At 57.7% G+C, this 17275-nt stretch carries 14 protein-coding genes; 7 read left to right on the top strand and 7 right to left on the bottom strand.

The window, feature by feature from the left end:
- Window positions 1–124: 124 nt before the first annotated feature.
- The gene (locus ACKGJP_RS32915) at window positions 125–1699 is read left to right on the top strand and encodes an FAD-dependent oxidoreductase (RefSeq protein WP_409342953.1); all 1575 of its coding nucleotides are present in this window, start codon (window positions 125–127) and stop codon (window positions 1697–1699) included.
- A gap of 1309 nt (window positions 1700–3008) precedes the next feature.
- Here ACKGJP_RS32915 and ACKGJP_RS32910 read toward each other — a convergent pair.
- Window positions 3009–5900 carry a family 78 glycoside hydrolase catalytic domain gene (locus ACKGJP_RS32910; RefSeq protein ID WP_409342952.1) on the bottom strand — a complete coding sequence of 964 codons (2892 nt, stop codon included), beginning with the start codon at window positions 5898–5900 and terminating at the stop codon, window positions 3009–3011.
- 198 nt (window positions 5901–6098) lie between these two features.
- Between ACKGJP_RS32910 and ACKGJP_RS32905 the strand changes: the two genes are divergently transcribed.
- Window positions 6099–7052, top strand: a complete 954-nt coding sequence (locus ACKGJP_RS32905; RefSeq protein ID WP_409342951.1) for a helix-turn-helix domain-containing protein — start codon at window positions 6099–6101, stop codon at window positions 7050–7052.
- A gap of 156 nt (window positions 7053–7208) precedes the next feature.
- Window positions 7209–7862 carry a GNAT family N-acetyltransferase gene (locus ACKGJP_RS32900; protein WP_409342950.1) on the top strand — a complete coding sequence of 218 codons (654 nt, stop codon included), beginning with the start codon at window positions 7209–7211 and terminating at the stop codon, window positions 7860–7862.
- Window positions 7863–7907: 45 nt separating this feature from the next.
- Here the strand turns inward: ACKGJP_RS32900 and ACKGJP_RS32895 are convergent, their stop codons facing one another.
- The 3 genes from ACKGJP_RS32895 to ACKGJP_RS32885 form a co-directional block, all read right to left on the bottom strand.
- Window positions 7908–8858, bottom strand: coding sequence for a serine hydrolase domain-containing protein (locus ACKGJP_RS32895; RefSeq protein ID WP_409347320.1), 951 nt, complete (start codon window positions 8856–8858; stop codon window positions 7908–7910).
- Window positions 8858–9223, bottom strand: coding sequence for a serine hydrolase domain-containing protein (locus ACKGJP_RS32890; protein WP_409342949.1), 366 nt, complete (start codon window positions 9221–9223; stop codon window positions 8858–8860). The genes ACKGJP_RS32895 and ACKGJP_RS32890 overlap by 1 nt, the downstream gene beginning before the upstream one ends.
- Before the next feature lie 252 nt (window positions 9224–9475).
- Window positions 9476–9868, bottom strand: a complete 393-nt coding sequence (locus ACKGJP_RS32885; protein WP_409342948.1) for a VOC family protein — start codon at window positions 9866–9868, stop codon at window positions 9476–9478.
- A 246-nt stretch (window positions 9869–10114) separates the two neighbouring features.
- On the opposite strand from ACKGJP_RS32885, the gene bcp reads away from it, so the two are divergent.
- From bcp to ACKGJP_RS32865, 4 genes are all read left to right on the top strand, one after another.
- Entirely contained in the window at window positions 10115–10645 is a 531-nt protein-coding gene (gene bcp, locus ACKGJP_RS32880) for a thioredoxin-dependent thiol peroxidase (RefSeq protein WP_409342947.1), read from the top strand.
- A gap of 398 nt (window positions 10646–11043) precedes the next feature.
- A complete protein-coding gene (locus ACKGJP_RS32875) occupies window positions 11044–12096 on the top strand; it encodes a glycoside hydrolase family 88 protein (protein WP_409347319.1) in 1053 nt (350 codons plus the stop codon).
- Window positions 12097–12317: 221 nt separating this feature from the next.
- Complete coding sequence (locus ACKGJP_RS32870; RefSeq protein WP_409342946.1) at window positions 12318–13367, top strand: aldose 1-epimerase family protein; 1050 nt, start codon at window positions 12318–12320, stop codon at window positions 13365–13367.
- Window positions 13368–13433: 66 nt separating this feature from the next.
- Window positions 13434–13997: a DUF5655 domain-containing protein gene (locus ACKGJP_RS32865; RefSeq protein WP_409342945.1), complete on the top strand. Its 564-nt coding sequence runs from the start codon at window positions 13434–13436 to the stop codon at window positions 13995–13997.
- 680 nt (window positions 13998–14677) lie between these two features.
- Here ACKGJP_RS32865 and ACKGJP_RS32860 read toward each other — a convergent pair.
- The 3 genes from ACKGJP_RS32860 to ACKGJP_RS32850 form a co-directional block, all read right to left on the bottom strand.
- Window positions 14678–14995 carry a hypothetical protein gene (locus tag ACKGJP_RS32860; protein ID WP_409342944.1) on the bottom strand — a complete coding sequence of 106 codons (318 nt, stop codon included), beginning with the start codon at window positions 14993–14995 and terminating at the stop codon, window positions 14678–14680.
- A gap of 117 nt (window positions 14996–15112) precedes the next feature.
- Window positions 15113–16525 (bottom strand): ATP-binding protein, encoded by a 1413-nt coding sequence (locus tag ACKGJP_RS32855; RefSeq protein WP_409342943.1) that lies wholly within the window; start codon window positions 16523–16525, stop codon window positions 15113–15115.
- A complete protein-coding gene (locus ACKGJP_RS32850; protein ID WP_409342942.1) occupies window positions 16522–17193 on the bottom strand; it encodes a response regulator transcription factor in 672 nt (223 codons plus the stop codon). Before ACKGJP_RS32850 ends, ACKGJP_RS32855 begins: the two co-directional genes overlap by 4 nt.
- Window positions 17194–17275: the final 82 nt, after the last annotated feature.

Below are 17275 nucleotides of genomic sequence, written 5' to 3'. Positions count from 1 at the left end.
TTCGCGCTGCGACAGGCTAGGGCCTTGGCACTGCTTTGGGAGAGGGCGTTTCTCGCATCCCTTCCTTGCAGGAGGCGGTTGCGGATGCGGATGAATGGCTCCATTAAAGGAAAGGGGAATTTCAATGATCAAGCATAGACAGGCGGATGTCGTCATTATCGGGGGAAGCACGGGTGGCTGCGCGGCCGCGCTGTCCGCCGCCAAGATGGGGAAAATCGTCATCATGACGGAGGAAACGGATTGGATCGGCGGCCAGTTGACCAGCCAAGCGGTGCCGCCCGACGAGCACCCTTGGATCGAGCGTTTCGGCTCAACGGCAAGCTACCGGGAATTCCGCAATAGGATCCGGGACTATTACAAAAATCATTTTCCCCTTACGGCGAAGGCACGGTCTACGCTGTACCTGAATCCCGGCAATGCGAATGTCAGCCGCATCTCCCATGAGCCGCGCGCCGCGCTAGCCGTGCTGCAGGATATGCTGGCGCCTTACGTGCATAGCGGAAAGCTGATCATCCTGACGAACTGCAAGGCGAAGGAAGCGGAGACGGAAGGGGACAATGTCCGTTCCGTTACCGTACGGCATGAGGCTACCGGGGAACGAACCGTGCTTACGGCGCCTTATTTCCTCGATGCGACGGACGAAGGCGACGTGCTTCCGATGGCCGGTGTGGAATATGTGACCGGCTCCGAGTCGATCGCGCAAACCGGCGAGCCCCACGCGCTGGCGGGAGAGGCCGATCCGACCGATATGCAGGCGATTACCTGGTGCTTTGCGGTGGATCATATCGAGGGCGAGGACTTTACGATCGCGAAGCCGGAGCAGTACGATTTTTGGCGGCAGTACAAGGCCGATTTTTGGCCCGATCGGCAGCTTAGCTGGAGCGGGCTCGTGCCGCATACGCTGGAGCCAGTGCGCTACAGCTTTTTTCCGGATGGCAAATCGTTCTCGCTGTGGAATTACCGCAGAGTGATTGATAGATCCAACTTTGTCGAGGGGACGTTCGCAAGCGACGCCACGATCGTAAACTGGCCGGCCAATGACTACTGGCTCGGTCCGATTATCGGCGTGACGCCCGAGGAAAGAGCCCGCCATTTGGAGAGCGCCAAGCTGCTCAGCTTGTCGCTGCTTTACTGGATGCAGACGGAGGCGCCGCGTCCGGACGGGAAAGCGGGCTACAAAGGGCTGCGGCTGCGCGGAGATATGGTCGGCACGGAGGATGGCTTGGCCAAGAGCCCGTATATTCGCGAATCCCGGAGAATTCGCGCGGAGCTGACGGTCGTGGAGCAGCACCTGAGTCCGGAGCTTCGTCCGAGCGGGCGTTCGGAGCGGTATCCGGATTCGGTCGGCGTCGGCTGCTACCGGATCGACCTGCATCCGAGCACGGCGTTGCGTACGTATGTCGACGTTTCCAGCCTGCCTTTCCATATTCCGCTCGGCAGTCTGCTGCCGGTTCGCGTCAACAATCTGCTGCCGGCGTGCAAAAACATCGGCACGACGCATATTACGAACGGCTGCTACCGGCTTCACCCGGTGGAGTGGAACATCGGGGAGGCGGCAGGCTTCCTGGCCGCTTTCTGCCTGGACCGCGGCTGCTCGCCCCGGGAAGTCCGGCATAGCGAGTCTCTGCTGCAAGACTTCCAGAAAGTATTGGCGGAAGCCGGCGTGGAAATGGATTGGCCGTCCATCCATTCGGTTTGACAGTAGGCAGTTCCGGACGCGGCGTCCGGGGCTGCTTTTTTTGCTTTTTGCAAGTTTACAAGTGCCGCGGCTCCCCGTTTAGTGATCGAATTAGGGTTTAAGGCGACATGTCGCTTTATGTGGGTATTGTATCTGAACTTGCATAGGGTTGAGGACTGGTGCGGCGTTGGCAGCTTAATTCTCCGTTGGTGCAATGTCGCGGTAAAATTTAAGTAAATGGGGGACGCTCCAACGGGCAGCGACCAATCGGATAAGGGGAGAGTAGAGTAGTGGTAGATAGAGGTAGTAGTAGAGGTAGAAGTAGAGGTAGAAGTAGAGGTAGAAGTAGAGGTAGAAGTAGAGGTAGGAGGGAGCGTTAGAGGTAGGGAGAGAGTAGAGTAGAGTAGAGTAGAGTAGAGTAGAGTAGAGGTGGAAGGGGCAATAGTGAACTTTGCTTCACTATTTATGAACCTAAATTCACTATTTTACCTCCAAATGACCACAAACCGTCTCCTAGTGAACTTCACGGTACTTATTTGCCGATGAGGTTCACTAATAGTGAAGCTAGATTCACTAAACCTGCTAAAGGCCTGGCTGCGAGGGGAAATAGTGAACTTGTGTTCATTATTAGTGAACTTTAGTTCACTAAGTCGGTCTGAAGAAGAGGAAACCACGTAAAACAGCCGTAGACCATAAGGTCTACGGCAATTTTAACGACGTGAGGAGCATTCGCTTGCGGCTTTTGGTGTGATGCCGCAGAAAACGGGCCCTTTCACGGCATCTTAACATAGTCGCAGACTGAAAGCTTCCGCGTCGATACGCCGTCCAGCAGGTAAGGCCGCAGTTCGCCGCGAGACTGAGAGGGGGAGACGATGCGCGGAAGCCGCAGACCGCCCTTCCTTCCGCGGCATCCCGGCGCAGCCGGACATCGTAGCGGGCGCTAGCCAGAGCCGCACTCGCACCATGCCGCGCCCAGCCCCGCCGCCGCGGTGCACGGCCTTGCAAGCTGCCGCGCTCGGCCCGCCGCCGCGCTGCACGGCCTTGCAGGCTGCGGCGCTCAGCCCGCCGCCGCGGTGCACGGCCTTGCAATCTGCCGCGCTCGGCCCGCCGCCGCGGTGCACGGCCTTGCAAGCTGCCGCGCTCGCCCCGCCGCGGTGCACGGCCTTGCAAGCCGCCGCGCTCGGCCCGCCGCCGCGCTGCACGGCCTTGCAATCTGCCGCGCTCGGCCCGCCGCCGCGCTGCACGGCCTTGCAGGCTGCCGCTTTGGCCCCGCCGCGCCGCTCGCCTTGTAATCTGCCGCGCCCGGCCCCGCCGCCGCGCCGCCGCGGAATTACCCGAGCTGCACGAGCTCGGTTTCCGTCTCGTAGCCGTCAGGCGGCTGGACGAGCAACTTGAGGCTGCGCGGAGCCTCGATGCGGAGCCGGATGCGGCGAGCGGGCTCGTCGAGCCTCCACGAGACGCTGATGCTTCCGCCGCCGGGGAGCGGAACGGCGCCGCGGGCCCACGTCAAGCCGGCCGGCTGAGGCTCGACGATTACCGTCGACCAGCCGGGATCGGCGCCGCGTACGCCCAGCGTATAAGCGCCGAGGAAATAGGCGGGGCCGGCGGACCAGGCATGGCAGTGGCTTCGCGTCGGCATGTTGGGGCGCGAGATCGGGTCGGGGTACATCTCCCAGCAGGCGGATGCGTCATGCTCGACCATTGTGCCGTAATGGGCTCGGATGTCCGCCAGCATGACGTCGAACCGGCCCAGCTTGATCAGCGCTTCATGGTAAAAGAACGACATGAACGGACTGCCGATCTGCACGAAGGAGGCCGGCGGCTCCGTCATATAGCGCTCGATGGTTTGGGCCCGCTCGCCATCCGCTATGCCGCATAGGCAAGCGACGACCTGCGTTTGCATGCTTGTGGTGGCGGAAGGCCGGCCGTCTTCGTGGACGCAGTCGATGTAAGCCTGCCGGCTTTCGTCCCATAAGCCGGCGTTGATCGCCTCGCGCAGACGATCGGCTGCAGCGATGTACCGCATGCCGGTATCGCCGTCACCGGCGGCAGCGGCAAGCTCGGCCGCATCGCGGAGCGCCTTCGTCATAAACATCGTTTGAGGAGTAACGATGCCTTCGCTAGGCTGCTCGAATGGAGCCCAATCGAGCAAGTTCCAGCCCCGCATATGCAGCAGACCCCGTTCGTCGAGCTTTTGCAAATAATGATCGAGCGTGTATTTCACATGCGGCCACATCTCTTCCGCAAATTTACGTTTTCCTTGGTACCGGTAATGCTCGAGGCAGGCGGTTACCCAGAAGAACGTCCAGTTCGGAATGACGCTGCTCCAGCCGCTGGGCACTTGGTCGGCAAATAACGGAGTCTGGAAGCTGGAACCGGGGACTAGCCGCAGGCACCGCTCTACAAGCTCGGCCGCACCGAACGTATAGTAGCCGACCAGCGCTTCGTTGCGCGCATCGCCGACCCAGAATGTTTGCTCGAACGCCGGGCAATCGACGAACGTGTCTTCCATGCATAAGCGGGTCGTATGCCGGCTCATTTGCCAAATATCGTTCAAAAGCGGATCGGAGCACTGGAACCGCCCGATTTCGGCGACCGGATAATTGCTCTGCAAAAGCTTAACCTCATAAAGCTTTACGGGCTTCTCCGCGCCGCGAACCGTAATCATCAGGTAGCGAAGCCCTCTGCGCACGAAGGAGGTATACGATTGCCTGCCCGAACGGCACGTATAGCGTAACGTGTTGTCGAGCTGATACGTATGCTGCACCCTGCCGTCCCGCATATATTCGAACCCGTACAGGTCGATGACCGTACCGGCGGCGGCTTCGAGCTCGAACGAGAGATAGCCGGACAGCTCGCGTCCGAAATCGACAATCATTTCCGTATCCCTGCCGGCGTAAAGCGGTAGGACAGACGGCTCGGCGTTTGCGATGACGAGATTTTGCAGGGCGTGCGGGACGGTCTGGGCGGACGTCGACGGCTTCCAGACGCAGGCGCCGAACGCGTCCTGAGCGTTGTAATGGGCGGCGGCCAGCGGCTTGACCCAGTCGATAAAATCGCTCAATCCGGTGGCATCGGATAATAAATGGGCCCGGACGAAGTCCGGATGATCCTTTTGCAGCCGTACCGGCTCCTGGTGATCGATATGCTCGGCGGTATCGAACGGACCGATCGTAACGAACGGCGTAGGCTGTCCTTTCCCGAGCGGGGATACGATTTCGATAGGCTCGTCGCTGTGGAAGCCGATATGAAAGGCATGGCCATGGCTCGTGCCGGTGACATCCATCATAAAGAAGTTGTCCCCTTGCTTCAGCTCGACGGCCAAGTAGCGCTCCGGCAGCTCGCCTGTAAACGCATCGTTTCCGTACCAGATGCCGTTTAGGCTGCAAGGTCCGAAAATGCGCCCGTCGTCGACGATCCCGACCGTTGCGCGGGCAGATTTGCTCACCCGGATTACCGTCGCCAAATATCCGCTAAACGATTGGTTATTCGCGTGATTGGAGCTTTCCGGAACGAATTGTACGCGCAAATCAAGCGCAGCGCAGAGAGACGCGGGCTTGACCGCGTTAACGGTCTCGACGCGTACGGGATAGAACGGCTCCTCCGTCAAATGAGGAATTCCGCGTTCGACCAGACGCACCCAAGGCTCCATGCCGACCGGACCGATAACGGCGGCGGCTTCCCAGCCGGCTTCATCGTTGCCGGAATCCGTCCAGCTATCGCCCCAAGCGCTGGCGTCGGTGATCTCGGTAAACGCGTGCTGGCAGGACATCCTGGAGGCATTCGGATCATGCCCGGCATGAATGGCCGTTTGCCACGTACTGTCGGTTGCCAGGACGGTCTCCTTGCGGCCGTCCCGCGAAACCGCTTCGATTTGCGCAACGAGTCCGCCTCGTCCGCGCAGATAATAGAACGTCGATAGCCCGAAATGCATGACGAGCACGGCGACCGTATTCGCTTCTCCCGGCTTCAGCAGATGGCCGATTTCGTATTCGTCGTAAGCGAGCTCGAACGGCCAAGACCGCACCGGTCCGCGCCCGACCTGTTTCCCGTTTACGAAAAGCGCGTAACGGGAATCGGCCGTTATTTTAAGGGTATAGCCTTCGATACCGTCATCTTCGTCAATCGTAAACGTTTTGCGAAAACAGCGCCATTCGTTCCTCGGGCTTTCTTCACCGCTTCCCCATATCCATTGCGCTTTCCAAGCCGCTAGTTCCGTCATTTTAGCCGAGCCTCCCGATCGATTGAATCAGGCACATCCGGTAACACCGGCCGCCTGTAGGTGGAATCAGGTCTATTGTAAGTCCGATTCATGGTTGTTTTTAGGGGTGATCCGGTTATAAAATAGGGGTGATTCGGACTTTGTTCTTGTGCTTCCTATACGGCATGGCGAATAACAATAGAGAGGGGGACGGTGCGGTTGAATGCAAAACGAATCGTCAAAACCGATGACGGAAGCAACTACTTAACGCCGGAGCTTCCGATTTTCGTCAATCGGGTACAGGAGTCGTTCGCACTGGAGCAGCATAACCATGCGTTTGTGGAAATCAACTACGTCAGCGAAGGAAACGGCTTTCAATATATCGAAGGCCGGACGATTCCCGTCGTCAAAGGCGATTTGTTCTATTTGCCCGTCGGCGCCTCACATGTATTTCGTCCCGTCTCGCCGCAAAAGGACCGCAACCGATTGATCGTATACAATTGTCTGCTGGGCGAGTCCTTCGTCCGGCAGCTTGAGGAGGCGTTCCCTCTGGGAAAGGATCTGTCGAGAATGCTGACTTCCGCCTACCCGGAGCAGCCTTGGCTGCATATCAAGGACAGGGACGGGGTGTTTCAGCGTCTGTTCGATTCGCTGCAGGAGGAATATACGCGCAAGCAGGCGGATTTCTATCCGATTCTTCAAGCGGAGACGGTGCGGCTGCTTGTCCATATACGCCGCTTTTGGCTTACGGCTTCTTCGTCGGGTCCGGCAGCGCTTACCGACGGCGCTTCGGCGCAGCCGGTTGAGGCGGCAACCGATCCGCTGGACCGGGCGATTGCGCTGATGCGAGCGAAGCTGGAGGAAACGTTCTCCGTGACGCAGCTGGCCGCGCACGCCGGCCTAAGCGAACGCCATTTCCGCCGCCGATTCGCGGAGCGGACGGGGATGGGCTACACGGACTACGTGCATAAAATGCGCGTGGAGGCGAGCTGCGAGCTGCTGCTGACGACAACGGACAAGGTCGCTTCGATCGCACAGCGGGTGGGCTATCAGGATATTAAATTTTTTAACCGGCTGTTCAAGAGCAAGACGGGCATGACGCCGCGGGAATTTCGCGGAGCGGCGCGGAAGCGGCAGAACGCTGCGCTTGATGCAAAGGGCGGCGTATGTTGATGGTATACGTTGTGTCCAAGCGAGACTTGCCGATTTGCGGCAGCTCATTGCGCTAGATAGAGGGGCGGCGTATGTTGATGGTATACGTTGTGTCCAAGCGAGACTTGCCGATTTGCGGCAGTCCGCCGAGGACCATACAAAGGGAGGCGTATGATAATGAATGAGGGTGTACAAATGGGGCGGGCAAGCCTTTCGGATTTGCGGCAGGCAAGCGGAGGGTTGATCCCCCCGGATTCTGCAGCCAACCTTGCTGATGGAGCCGCTGCTCCAGCTCGCGTATATTCGCTGCCGGAAGGCTACCGGCTCCGGTTGTTTCAGCCGGGCGACGAAACGCACTGGGCGCGCATCGAGACAGCCGCTGGCGAGTTCGCCGAAGAGCGGGCCGCGCTGCAGCATTTTGGCGGCGAATTCGGCGCTTATTCCCGAGATATGCAGGAGCGCTGCTTGTTTCTGGAGAACGCCGAAGGGACGCCGGTCGGCACGACGACTGCCTGGTATAAGTCGTTCGCGGGCGAAAGCTTCGGCCGCCTGCACTGGGTGGGCATCGTGCCGGAGGAGCAGGGGCGCAAGCTGGCGAAGCCGCTCGTTGCCGCCGCGCTCGAGCTGCTTGCCTTGAGACACCGGAAGGCCATGCTGACGACGCAGACGCCAAGCTGGAAGGCGATCGGGATGTACCTCGACTTCGGTTTCGTACCGCTGCTGGACGCCGCGAACCATGATGCGGCGGCATGGCGCTGGCTGGAGGAGAAGCTTGGCCGTTCCATCATGCCGCTGGCGGTGGGCGCAGACGATTTTTTACACGGCAATTGAGGCAAGGGTATTCAGGAAATGATCGCGAGCGACGAACGCAGCGTCCTATACCTTCCTATACGCTTCAAACACGCCGCCGCTTGCATCGTAGTAGGTTAGCTTGTCCGCCATGCCGTCGTCTCCGACGTCAAAAACGACTTTATCGTTCACATGCCCGGCAACGAAGGCCGGCTGATTGCGTATACGATCCGAGTGCAGACGCAGCGGATACGTGAACCAGTTGTCGTATTTGTCCGGCGATACATAGAGAAGGCCGTTCTCCTCTTTGATGAGGATGGACGAGCCTTTTTCAATTTCGTAGGTCCCCGCATACGACTCCGCCCGTACCGCCGCTTTAGACGGCTGAGGCCGGTGAACGGGAGGCGCTTCTTCGCCGAAGAGGATTTTCGCAATATCCGTACAGAACGCTTCCACGGGCATCATGTCCGTATTGCTTAATGCGATGATCGTCAGATCCTCCGCATCAAAACGGCAAAAATAATTGACGAAGCCGGCAATGTCGCCGAAATGCGCGATCCTTCTGCGCGTTTGGCCGCCGATGGAGATATCCGAAACATCCCAGCCGTACCCGCCGTAGCGCGGAAAATAGGGAGTGAACATGCTCTCGAGAGCATGCTGCCCAAGCAGACGGCCGTTCTCCTTAAGCGCGCGGTCCCAGCGGTACAAATCGCCGACAGTCGAATACATGCTCCATCCGCCGTAGGCGACCGACATATCGACATGGGGGGCATGGACGAATCGTTTGTCCAGATGGTAGCCCTGAGCACGCCGGATCGGCTGTAGGCCGTCGTCGAAGCCCGTATCGGACAGCCCGATTTTATCCAGCAGCTGCTCTTGGATATAGCGCTCGTAAGGGATCCCCGTGACGAACCCGATGATCCGCGCCAGCAAAACGTACTCCGAATTGGTGTAGGCCTGACGGGCTCCGGGCTCGAAGCGCAGCGGTTCGTTCTTGAATGTGTCGATCAAGCTCTCCACGGTATGCGGCAGACGCATCACGTGCCGAAAAAATCGGGGGACGCGGTGTAATTGGCCATGCCCGAGCTGTGCGTGAGGAGATGATGGATTGTGATGCGCTCTCCTTCGGGATAATCGGGAATGAACGTATCCAGCTTGTCATCCAGCCGGAGCTGCCCGGCCTCGACAAGCTTTAGGACGGCTGCCGCCGTAAAGCCTTTGGATAACGAGCCGATCCGAAAGCGCGTGTCCGCCGTATTCGGTATGCCGTGCTCCCGGCTGGCAAACCCGTAACCTTTCTGAAGCAGCACGGCGCCTTGATAAGCAAGCAAAAACGAGCCGTGCAAATAGCCGGCATCTGCATAATCGTTTACATAGGAAAGCGCGTCTTTCCATTTTTCCATGGCAGTTGCTCCTTTTTTTATGTTATTCGGCCAAATTCCCGCGTTATTCGGTTAATGCCGCCACCAGGGATCCGGTTTAACCGGGAAACATGCTCCCCTGCTTTCATACTACCCGCTAATGCCGCCGCAGAGCGGGGAATCTTTTGCTAAACGTAAAAATTCCGGCACAGCCGGGCTCAATCGGCGGGCAACGGCAAAAAAGGCCCGCCGGTCATGACCGGTCGAGCCTTTTGTGGCGGCGCTGCCTTCTTATTAAGCGCGCGTCGATTGAAAAAATTCGATCCATTCCCCGTCCGGGCCGTGGAAGAAAAAGTAACGGGAGCCGTTCGGCAGCGTCGTGATTTCTTGATCGATGAGCTTCACGTCCAGCGTTCGGATACGGGCGAACTCTTCCTCGACGTCATCGACGCGGAATGCGAGATGATGCACCTTGCCCTCCTGCGGCAAGCTCGGGTTATACCCTTCGATCAGCTCCAGCTCCGTTTCGCCCTGCTCGGCGAAGCCGAGGAAAGCAAGACGGATGACGCCGTTCGAATGCGGCACCGTTTCCTTGTGCGTCAGCCCGACGATTTCTTCATAAAACCGGATCGACGTCTCCAGACTTTGCACCATGACGCCGACATGCTCCAATCGGGTTCTAGCCATAAGCGGCACCTTCCTTCTCCTGAATTCATAAGCGGATTGCTAGTTCGATTGTAGACGAAACCCTGCGGCGCGTTCAACGGTTTCTTTGCTTTCCCGGCAACATTCCCGAACGGGTTCTCGAGTTCCTCCCGAACGAGCGTCTTCTTTTATCGGTTATATGGTTGACGATCGTGTCCGCTTTTTTTTGCCGGGCGTGCCGGTTACGGTATAATAGGGGGATGAAGGATTGGAGAGGATGACTGCTTGATGAGCGAGACGACAACCCCGGCCGAAACGCCCGAAGCCGATGAACGCAAGCTGCCGGCGCTCGGAGAGCCGGCTCCGGATTTCGAGCTTCCGGCTTCCACCGGGAAAAAAATAAAACTGAGCAAGCTGCGCGGCAAAAAAGTGGTGATTTACTTTTACCCGCAGGATATGACGCCGACCTGTACGCAGGAGTCCTGCGATTTCCGCGACTATAACGGCAAGCTGAAGAGGGCGGGCGCGGTCGTGCTCGGCATCAGCCCGGACGATCTGAAGCGGCACGGCAAATTTATCGAGAAATACGAGCTGCCGTTCCCGCTGCTGGCCGACACGGAGCTGGAAGCTTGCAAGCTGTACGGCGTCTGGACGCTCAAAAAGCTGTACGGCCGCGAATACATGGGCGTCGAGCGGTCGACGTTCCTGATTGACGCCGAAGGCAAGCTGGTACGGGAGTGGCGCAAAGTAAAAATCAAAGACCACGTGAACCAGGTGCTCGAAGCGGTGAAGGCGCTCGGCAAAACGGAGCAAGCGTAGGCGCCGTTTCGGAGAAACCGGACGATGCTTGTCCATACGCATTGGCAGTTCGAAAGGGTATATTCTCTGTTGGTTGAATCTGCACAAGCTGGCGGACCCGATTCCGATTTTCCCCACTATAAGCGTAAAACGCTCTCCACCCTTGGCTTGTTTGAAGCCAAGGTTTTTTTGCCGTCTTATCGTAAGTTATGACAGGCGCATCTTATTTTTGGCTATTGACGAACAAGCGGGCGGGGAGGTAACGTAGACAAAAAAGGAGGCAAGGACGAGTGAGCAATCAACCGAACTCTACTAATGCAAACGTGTGCAATGCGAATAGCGCATCCGGAATCATAGAAACGGAGTTTCTGGCCCGTTTGGATGAACACTGGGCGGCAATCGAGCGGAAAGTGCGGCGAATGGCCGGGCAGATCGGCGATAAATCGCCGCATGTCGCCAAGGACGGCGTTTACGATGACATGCGGGTCGATTGGTGGACGTCGGGCTTTTGGCCGGGCATGCTCTGGATCATGCACGACATGACCGGCGACGAGGCGTTCCGCCGGCAGGCCTGGGAATGGGATGCGCGTATCGAGCAGTGCATGGTGCGGGAGTCGAATTTGCATCATGACGTCGGCTTTCAGTTTTTGCCGACGGCCGTTCTGAAATATATGATTACCGGCGATGCCGACGGGAGACGAAGGGGCTTGCAGGCCGCGAGCTTCCTGGCGGGCCGGTTTAATATCGCGGGCCGGTTCCTGCGCGCTTGGAATCAGGACAAAACCGGCTGGGCGATCATCGACTCCAGCATGAATTTGTCGCTGCTGTTCTGGGCTGCGGCGGAAATCGCCGATCCTCGTTTCCGGCATATCGCTTGCGCCCACGCGGATACGGTGCTGGAGCATTTTATCCGCGAGGACGGCTCGGTGCGGCATATCGTCAGCTTCGATGCGGAGACCGGCGAGTTTCTGGAGGCGCTCGGCGGTCAAGGCTTCGGGCCGGATTCCGGCTGGAGCCGCGGTCAAGCTTGGGCGCTGAACGGCATGGCGAACACGTACCGGTATACGGGAGAGCCGCGGTATTTGAATGCCGCCAAGCGCGTCGCGCATTATTTCCTTGCCTCTCTCGAGCCGGACCATGTGCCGCTGTGGGATTTCCGCACGGGCGGTGATGCGGCGAGCGAACCGCGCGATACGTCGGCGGCATCCTGCGCGGCTTCCGGGCTGCTGGAGATGGCGAAGCTGGTACCCGGCACGGAGGCGGCCTTCTATCGCAACGCCGCGCTGCGCATACTCGCCTCGCTCACGGCGAACTACGCTTCGCTTGGCGAAGCGGGCGGGCAGGAGCTGCTGCGCGAGGGCACCGGCAATAAGCCGGCGGGCCAGAACGTCAATGTCGGCCTCATTTACGGCGACTACTATTACGTCGAAGCTTTCGCCAAACTGAAAGGCTGGAGCCGGACGGTTTTCTAAAGACGTCGACTACCGAAAAAGACGATCGCCGGAGCGCGGGCATGCGCTGCCGGAAGATCGTCTTTTTGGCGGTCCTCGATAAGATAGGTAAGGATTTTCTTGTCGATGCTCCTTGCTACGACAATTGACAATCTTTGGACGGGTGGCCTACTATGGGGCTTGAAGGAAGAAGGCGGCTGCGGAACGGATCGGGACAATAGATCGTTAAGGAGGTTAACGGCATGGAGTTATTCGGCAGGCAGTGGACACGGCGCGAGCTTGAAGCGCGGGTAGGGCGGCTGGAGCAAATCGGGGACTTGCAGAGGCTAAAGCGGCTGGAAGGAATGGAGGCGGATGTCGAGCTGATTCACGTACGTACCGGCGCGGGTCTGTCCTACTACGTGAATCCGATGAAGGGGCTGGATATTTCCCTCGCGGAGTTTGCGGGGGTTCCGATCAGCTGGCAGGCGGCGAACGGGGACGTTCATCCGGCCTATTACGACGATCGCGGGGCCGAATGGCTGCGTACGGCCTCGGGCGGACTGCTCATGACGTGCGGGCTGACGCAAGCAGGGGCGCCTAGCGAAGAGGGCGGGGAGAAGCTCGGTTTACACGGACGGGCTCACCATTCGCCGGCAAAGCAGGTTAGCGCCAGAGGCGAGTGGGCCGGCGACGAGTATGAAATGCGCGTGACCGGCACGGTGGAGGAAGCGTCGACCGCCGGCAGCCATCTGCGGCTGACGCGTGAAATTTCCAGCAAGCTTGGGGACAATCGCATCCGCATCCGGGACGTCGTCGAAAACGCCGGCTTTACGGCAGCCCCTCATATGATGATGTATCATTTCAATTTCGGTTACCCGCTGCTTGCGGAAGAAACGACTATCGAACTGCCCTCGGACGGATATACGATGCGCGATGCGGATGCGCGAGCCGAATCGTACGGGACGTGGCAGGCGCCGGATCCGGCTGCGCCCGAGGCGGTGCTGTTTCACCGCGTTGTTCGGGGCAGCCGGGTAACGGCGGCGATCCGCAATCCCCGCTTTCCGCTGGCGAACGGATCGGCTTCGCTGCCTCTCGAAGCCCGTCTTAGCTGGCATACGGCCAATCTGCCGCAGCTCGTGCAGTGGCACATGCCCGGAGCCGGCATGCATGTGCTCGGCATCGAGCCGGCGAATTGCCTGACGTTCGGAAGAGCGGCGGAGCGGGCTGCAGGCAGGCTTGTCACACTCGAGCCGGGGGAAGCCGTTACTTATGAGTTGGAGCTGGAGGTTAGGGTGCTCCCGGTAATTTGACAGAGGTTTGCCGTCGTGTCATAGTGTGATTAATTTGACACTAGATACGAGAAGGGTGGACGTGTAATGGATTTCGACAGCTATAACCAAGCGATGGCGAACAGCATGAAGGAACGGACGGGCAAAACGGTCGAGGAGTGGCTGGAGCTGTTGAAGGACGCTCCATTGCCGGAAAAGCCGAGCGAGAAGAAGAAATGGCTGAAGGAGCACTACGGGCTCGGACAAAACAGCGCGATGATGCTTCTCGGCCTTATAAGCGGGGTAAACGAGTACGCGGACGGGGACAAGCTGGTCGACGCTTTGTTCCAGAAGGAGAATGAGGAGCTGCGAATGTTGTATGACCGGGTGGCAAAGCACATTTCGGCCATCGGCAGTGATATCTCGATCCAGCCGCGCAAAACGTACATCCCGTTTTACCGCAAAAAACAATTTCTGATGATCAAACCGCATAAGGGCGTGCTTAATATCGGCCTGGCGCTTCCCGAGACATTGGAATACGCGCATCTCGATTCGGCTAAAGGGCTCGGCGGGAACGAGCGGATTACACGCAAAATCGTCGCAGAACCGAAGGGCGATCTGGACGATGCCGCGATGAGGCTGATCCGCGCGGCCTATGAATGTAACGGATAGAGCCCAGAAATCGGCGGCGGCTATTCGAAAGCAGGCATGCCGGCTTCCCTTTGCCGAGTGCAGTCGGGCTGTTATACGGCGCTGTAACTTGCGCCGTGGAAGATGCGCGTTTCGAAGAACGCTTCTACCCCCACGCGCAATCACGCAAGCAACAAAGGACCGTCCGGAGACAATTCCGGACGGTCCTTTTTCTCACTTACGCATCGTCGTCATCTTCAACGCCGTCTCGTAACGGGTGAAATGCACGTAATCCCCATGCATCCAGAGGAGGAGCGCGTCTTTAGTCCCGCTGCTTCGAGCCAAAACGTCTCCCGAGACGGGGGCTGCACCGGGTATGCTCCGGCGCAAAGGAACACAAGGACGTTTCCATGCGCAACGATAAAGTAAACCGGGACGCGCGTAACGTCACGATGAATTACGTCACGCCGACCGATGTGACGATCCGGTTTCAGGTGTATGCGAGCGAGGAGTAACGCCGTTGACGATCGGGAAAGGGATCCGGAGCTATAAGCAAGAAATGATCGATCATATTCAGGCGATGATCCGGATTCGCAGCGTAGCTTCCGCAAGCATGCCGGGCAAACCCTAAGGAGCTTCCGATGCGATGCAGTATAGAATACAGCAGAGCAAAAAAGCCCTCCGGCGCATTCACGCGCGAAGGGCTGTATGTAGTTAGTCTATTAAGCGATCTCTTCTTCAATGCGGGCGATTTTGAATGTGTGAACGTCGAGCCGCTTGGAGACATGGGCTTGAAATTCCAGGAATGAAGCGTTGTGTTCCGTGATGACCTCCGCGCTGGCGGCAGCCTGATCGAACGTTGCTTCCAGCTTCTTCTCGATGCGTTGTACATTTTCATCGATGCGTTGTACATGTTCATCGATGCGCTGCACGGTAGCGACAAGCTCGTTGTGGCCCGTTTCCAGTCTGTCCAATCTCGTTGTAACATCCTCTTTGAAGTCTTGCAACTCCCTCAGTACTTGCTTCAACAAGTCTTCCATGCAGATCCCCCTCAAAGTGAATCGACCGATATCTTATTATATTAGATACTCGGACGATTATCAATGGATAGAGGAAATTGATATTTATTGATATATATATTTGTGATCTAAATATTTCTATCCTTCCGGCACGGCCGGCAATCGGACCGTCACCGTCGTCCCCGTTCCTTCTTCGCTGGCGATGGCCAATGCTCCGCGATAGCGCTCCACGATTCGTTTGGCGATCGACAAGCCCAAGCCGGAGCCGCCTTGCTTGCGGGACCTTGCCTTATCGACGCGGTAAAAGCGATGCCCGACATAGGGAAGCTCGGCGGCCGGTATGCCGATTCCGCGATCGATAACATCGAGCTTCACCATCCCGTCGGCGATCGTTCCGTGTACCCCGATTTTTTTTTCGCGTTGCGAATATTTGACGGCGTTATCGATCAGAATGAGCAGAACCTGCTCGAGATGATGGGGCGCCATGGCGACAGCCGTTCCCTCCAAGCCGGACAAGGCGGTTTCAAAACGAAAATCGGGATGCAGAATCGACACGTTGCGGACCGTAGCCAGAATCGTTTGGCTCGGGTCCGAAGCTTCTTCCGCATCGGATAAGTCGATCGCTTCCGCGCGCGATAAATCGAGCAGCTCCTGAACGAGATGCTGCAGCCGTCTCGACTCCTGAAGCGATGCGTTCAAGGACTCCTCGAGAATGACCGGATCTTGCTTCCCCCACCGCTGGAGCAAAGAAAGATGTCCTTCAATAATGGAAATAGGCGTCCGAAGCTCATGGGAGGCGTCTTCGACGAATTGCTGCTGCCGAAGGAAAGCCTGCTCCAGCTGGTCCATCATGTCGTTGAACATGCTCGTCAACACCGACAGCTCGTCCCTATTTTCAACCACCTGAACGCGCTCCTGAAGCCCTCTTTGCTTGATGCTCCGCATCGTCTCCGCGAGCAGCCGCAGCGGTCTCAGAAACCAATCCGCCAGCATATAGCCGGCGGCTCCGCTGAGCACGACGGCCGCAACACCGCCTCCGAGCATGATGAAGAGCATCAACCGCGTCAGCTTCTCCGTCGATACGAGATGATTCGCGATTTCGATCGTTCCCGTAAACTGCTCTGTAGCCAAGGGGCTGCGGACGAGCAGCAAACGGTTTTCGTAATAATGAGTCGTGACGGTTTCCCGGCTCTCTACGGGTTTAGGATCGATCCAGTGCGCCGGCAGTCCGTGTTCGACCGTAAGGATTGGGGTTCCGCCGCGGTCAAGAACGCGGATGAGCTGGTAATTTTGACTGATGCGATCTAAATAGAAGCGGATACGGATCAGCTCGTCTCCCGTAAAGCTAGTGTTTTTCTCTTGGAAATACCCGAGAAGCTCGTTCATATTTTTGGTAATTGCGACTTCCTCCTGCTTATACAGCCAGCGATTGATCATCGCATATTGAACGACATTATAGAAGATGTACAACAAGACGAGCAGGCAGGAGGACCACAGGACGATTTTCCATTTGATCGGAAGCAGGAGCAAACGCTGTCTGATTGTGTTCATCTCATGACATAGCCGACGCCGCGAACCGTTTCAATGAAGCTGTCCTCGCCGGGCTCATCGATTTTGTTGCGCAAATACCGCACATAAACGTCTACAACGTTCGTTTCCGCTTCCGAATCGAAGCCCCATACATGCTCTATAATCTGCTCCCGCGACAATACGCGATTCTGGTTGTGCATGAATGTCAGCAGCAGCTCATATTCCCGTTTTGTCAGTTCGATCACGTCGTCACCTTTTTTCACCGTGCGGGAATCTTCGTCAACAGTCAGGCGGCTGCTCGTAAGCACCGAAGTTTTGTCCTCGCTAAGAGCCGTACGGCGCAGAATGACTCTTATCCGGGCAAGAAGCTCTTCGATGGCAAAAGGCTTCGCCATATAATCGTCGGCGCCGCTGTCCAGACCCGATACCCGGTCAATGACGCTGTCTCTGGCCGTCAGCATGATAATGGGCGTCTGTTTGTGATTCCGGATACGACGGCACACTTCAATGCCATTCAAACCGGGAAGCATGACGTCGAGAAGCACGATATCCCATTGCTCGTTCAGCGCAAGGTCAAGCCCTTGCTTGCCGTCGTGGGCAACCGTTACCGAGAAATCCGCATGCTGCAGCTCCAGCTCGATAAAACGGGCCAAATTCGTTTCGTCTTCAATCAGCAGTAGTCGTCTCATGTTCGATTCCCTCTGCGGTTATCGTGCCCTTTTGGCAGCTGGGCTATGCAAATCTCCCATCCTATCACAGCAAAAAGAGAAG

The sequence above is a fragment of the Paenibacillus litoralis genome (genome assembly GCF_046244365.1).
Taxonomy (GTDB): Bacteria; Bacillota; Bacilli; order Paenibacillales; family NBRC-103111; genus Paenibacillus_V.
This window is presented reverse-complemented; position numbering and strand designations above follow the sequence as displayed.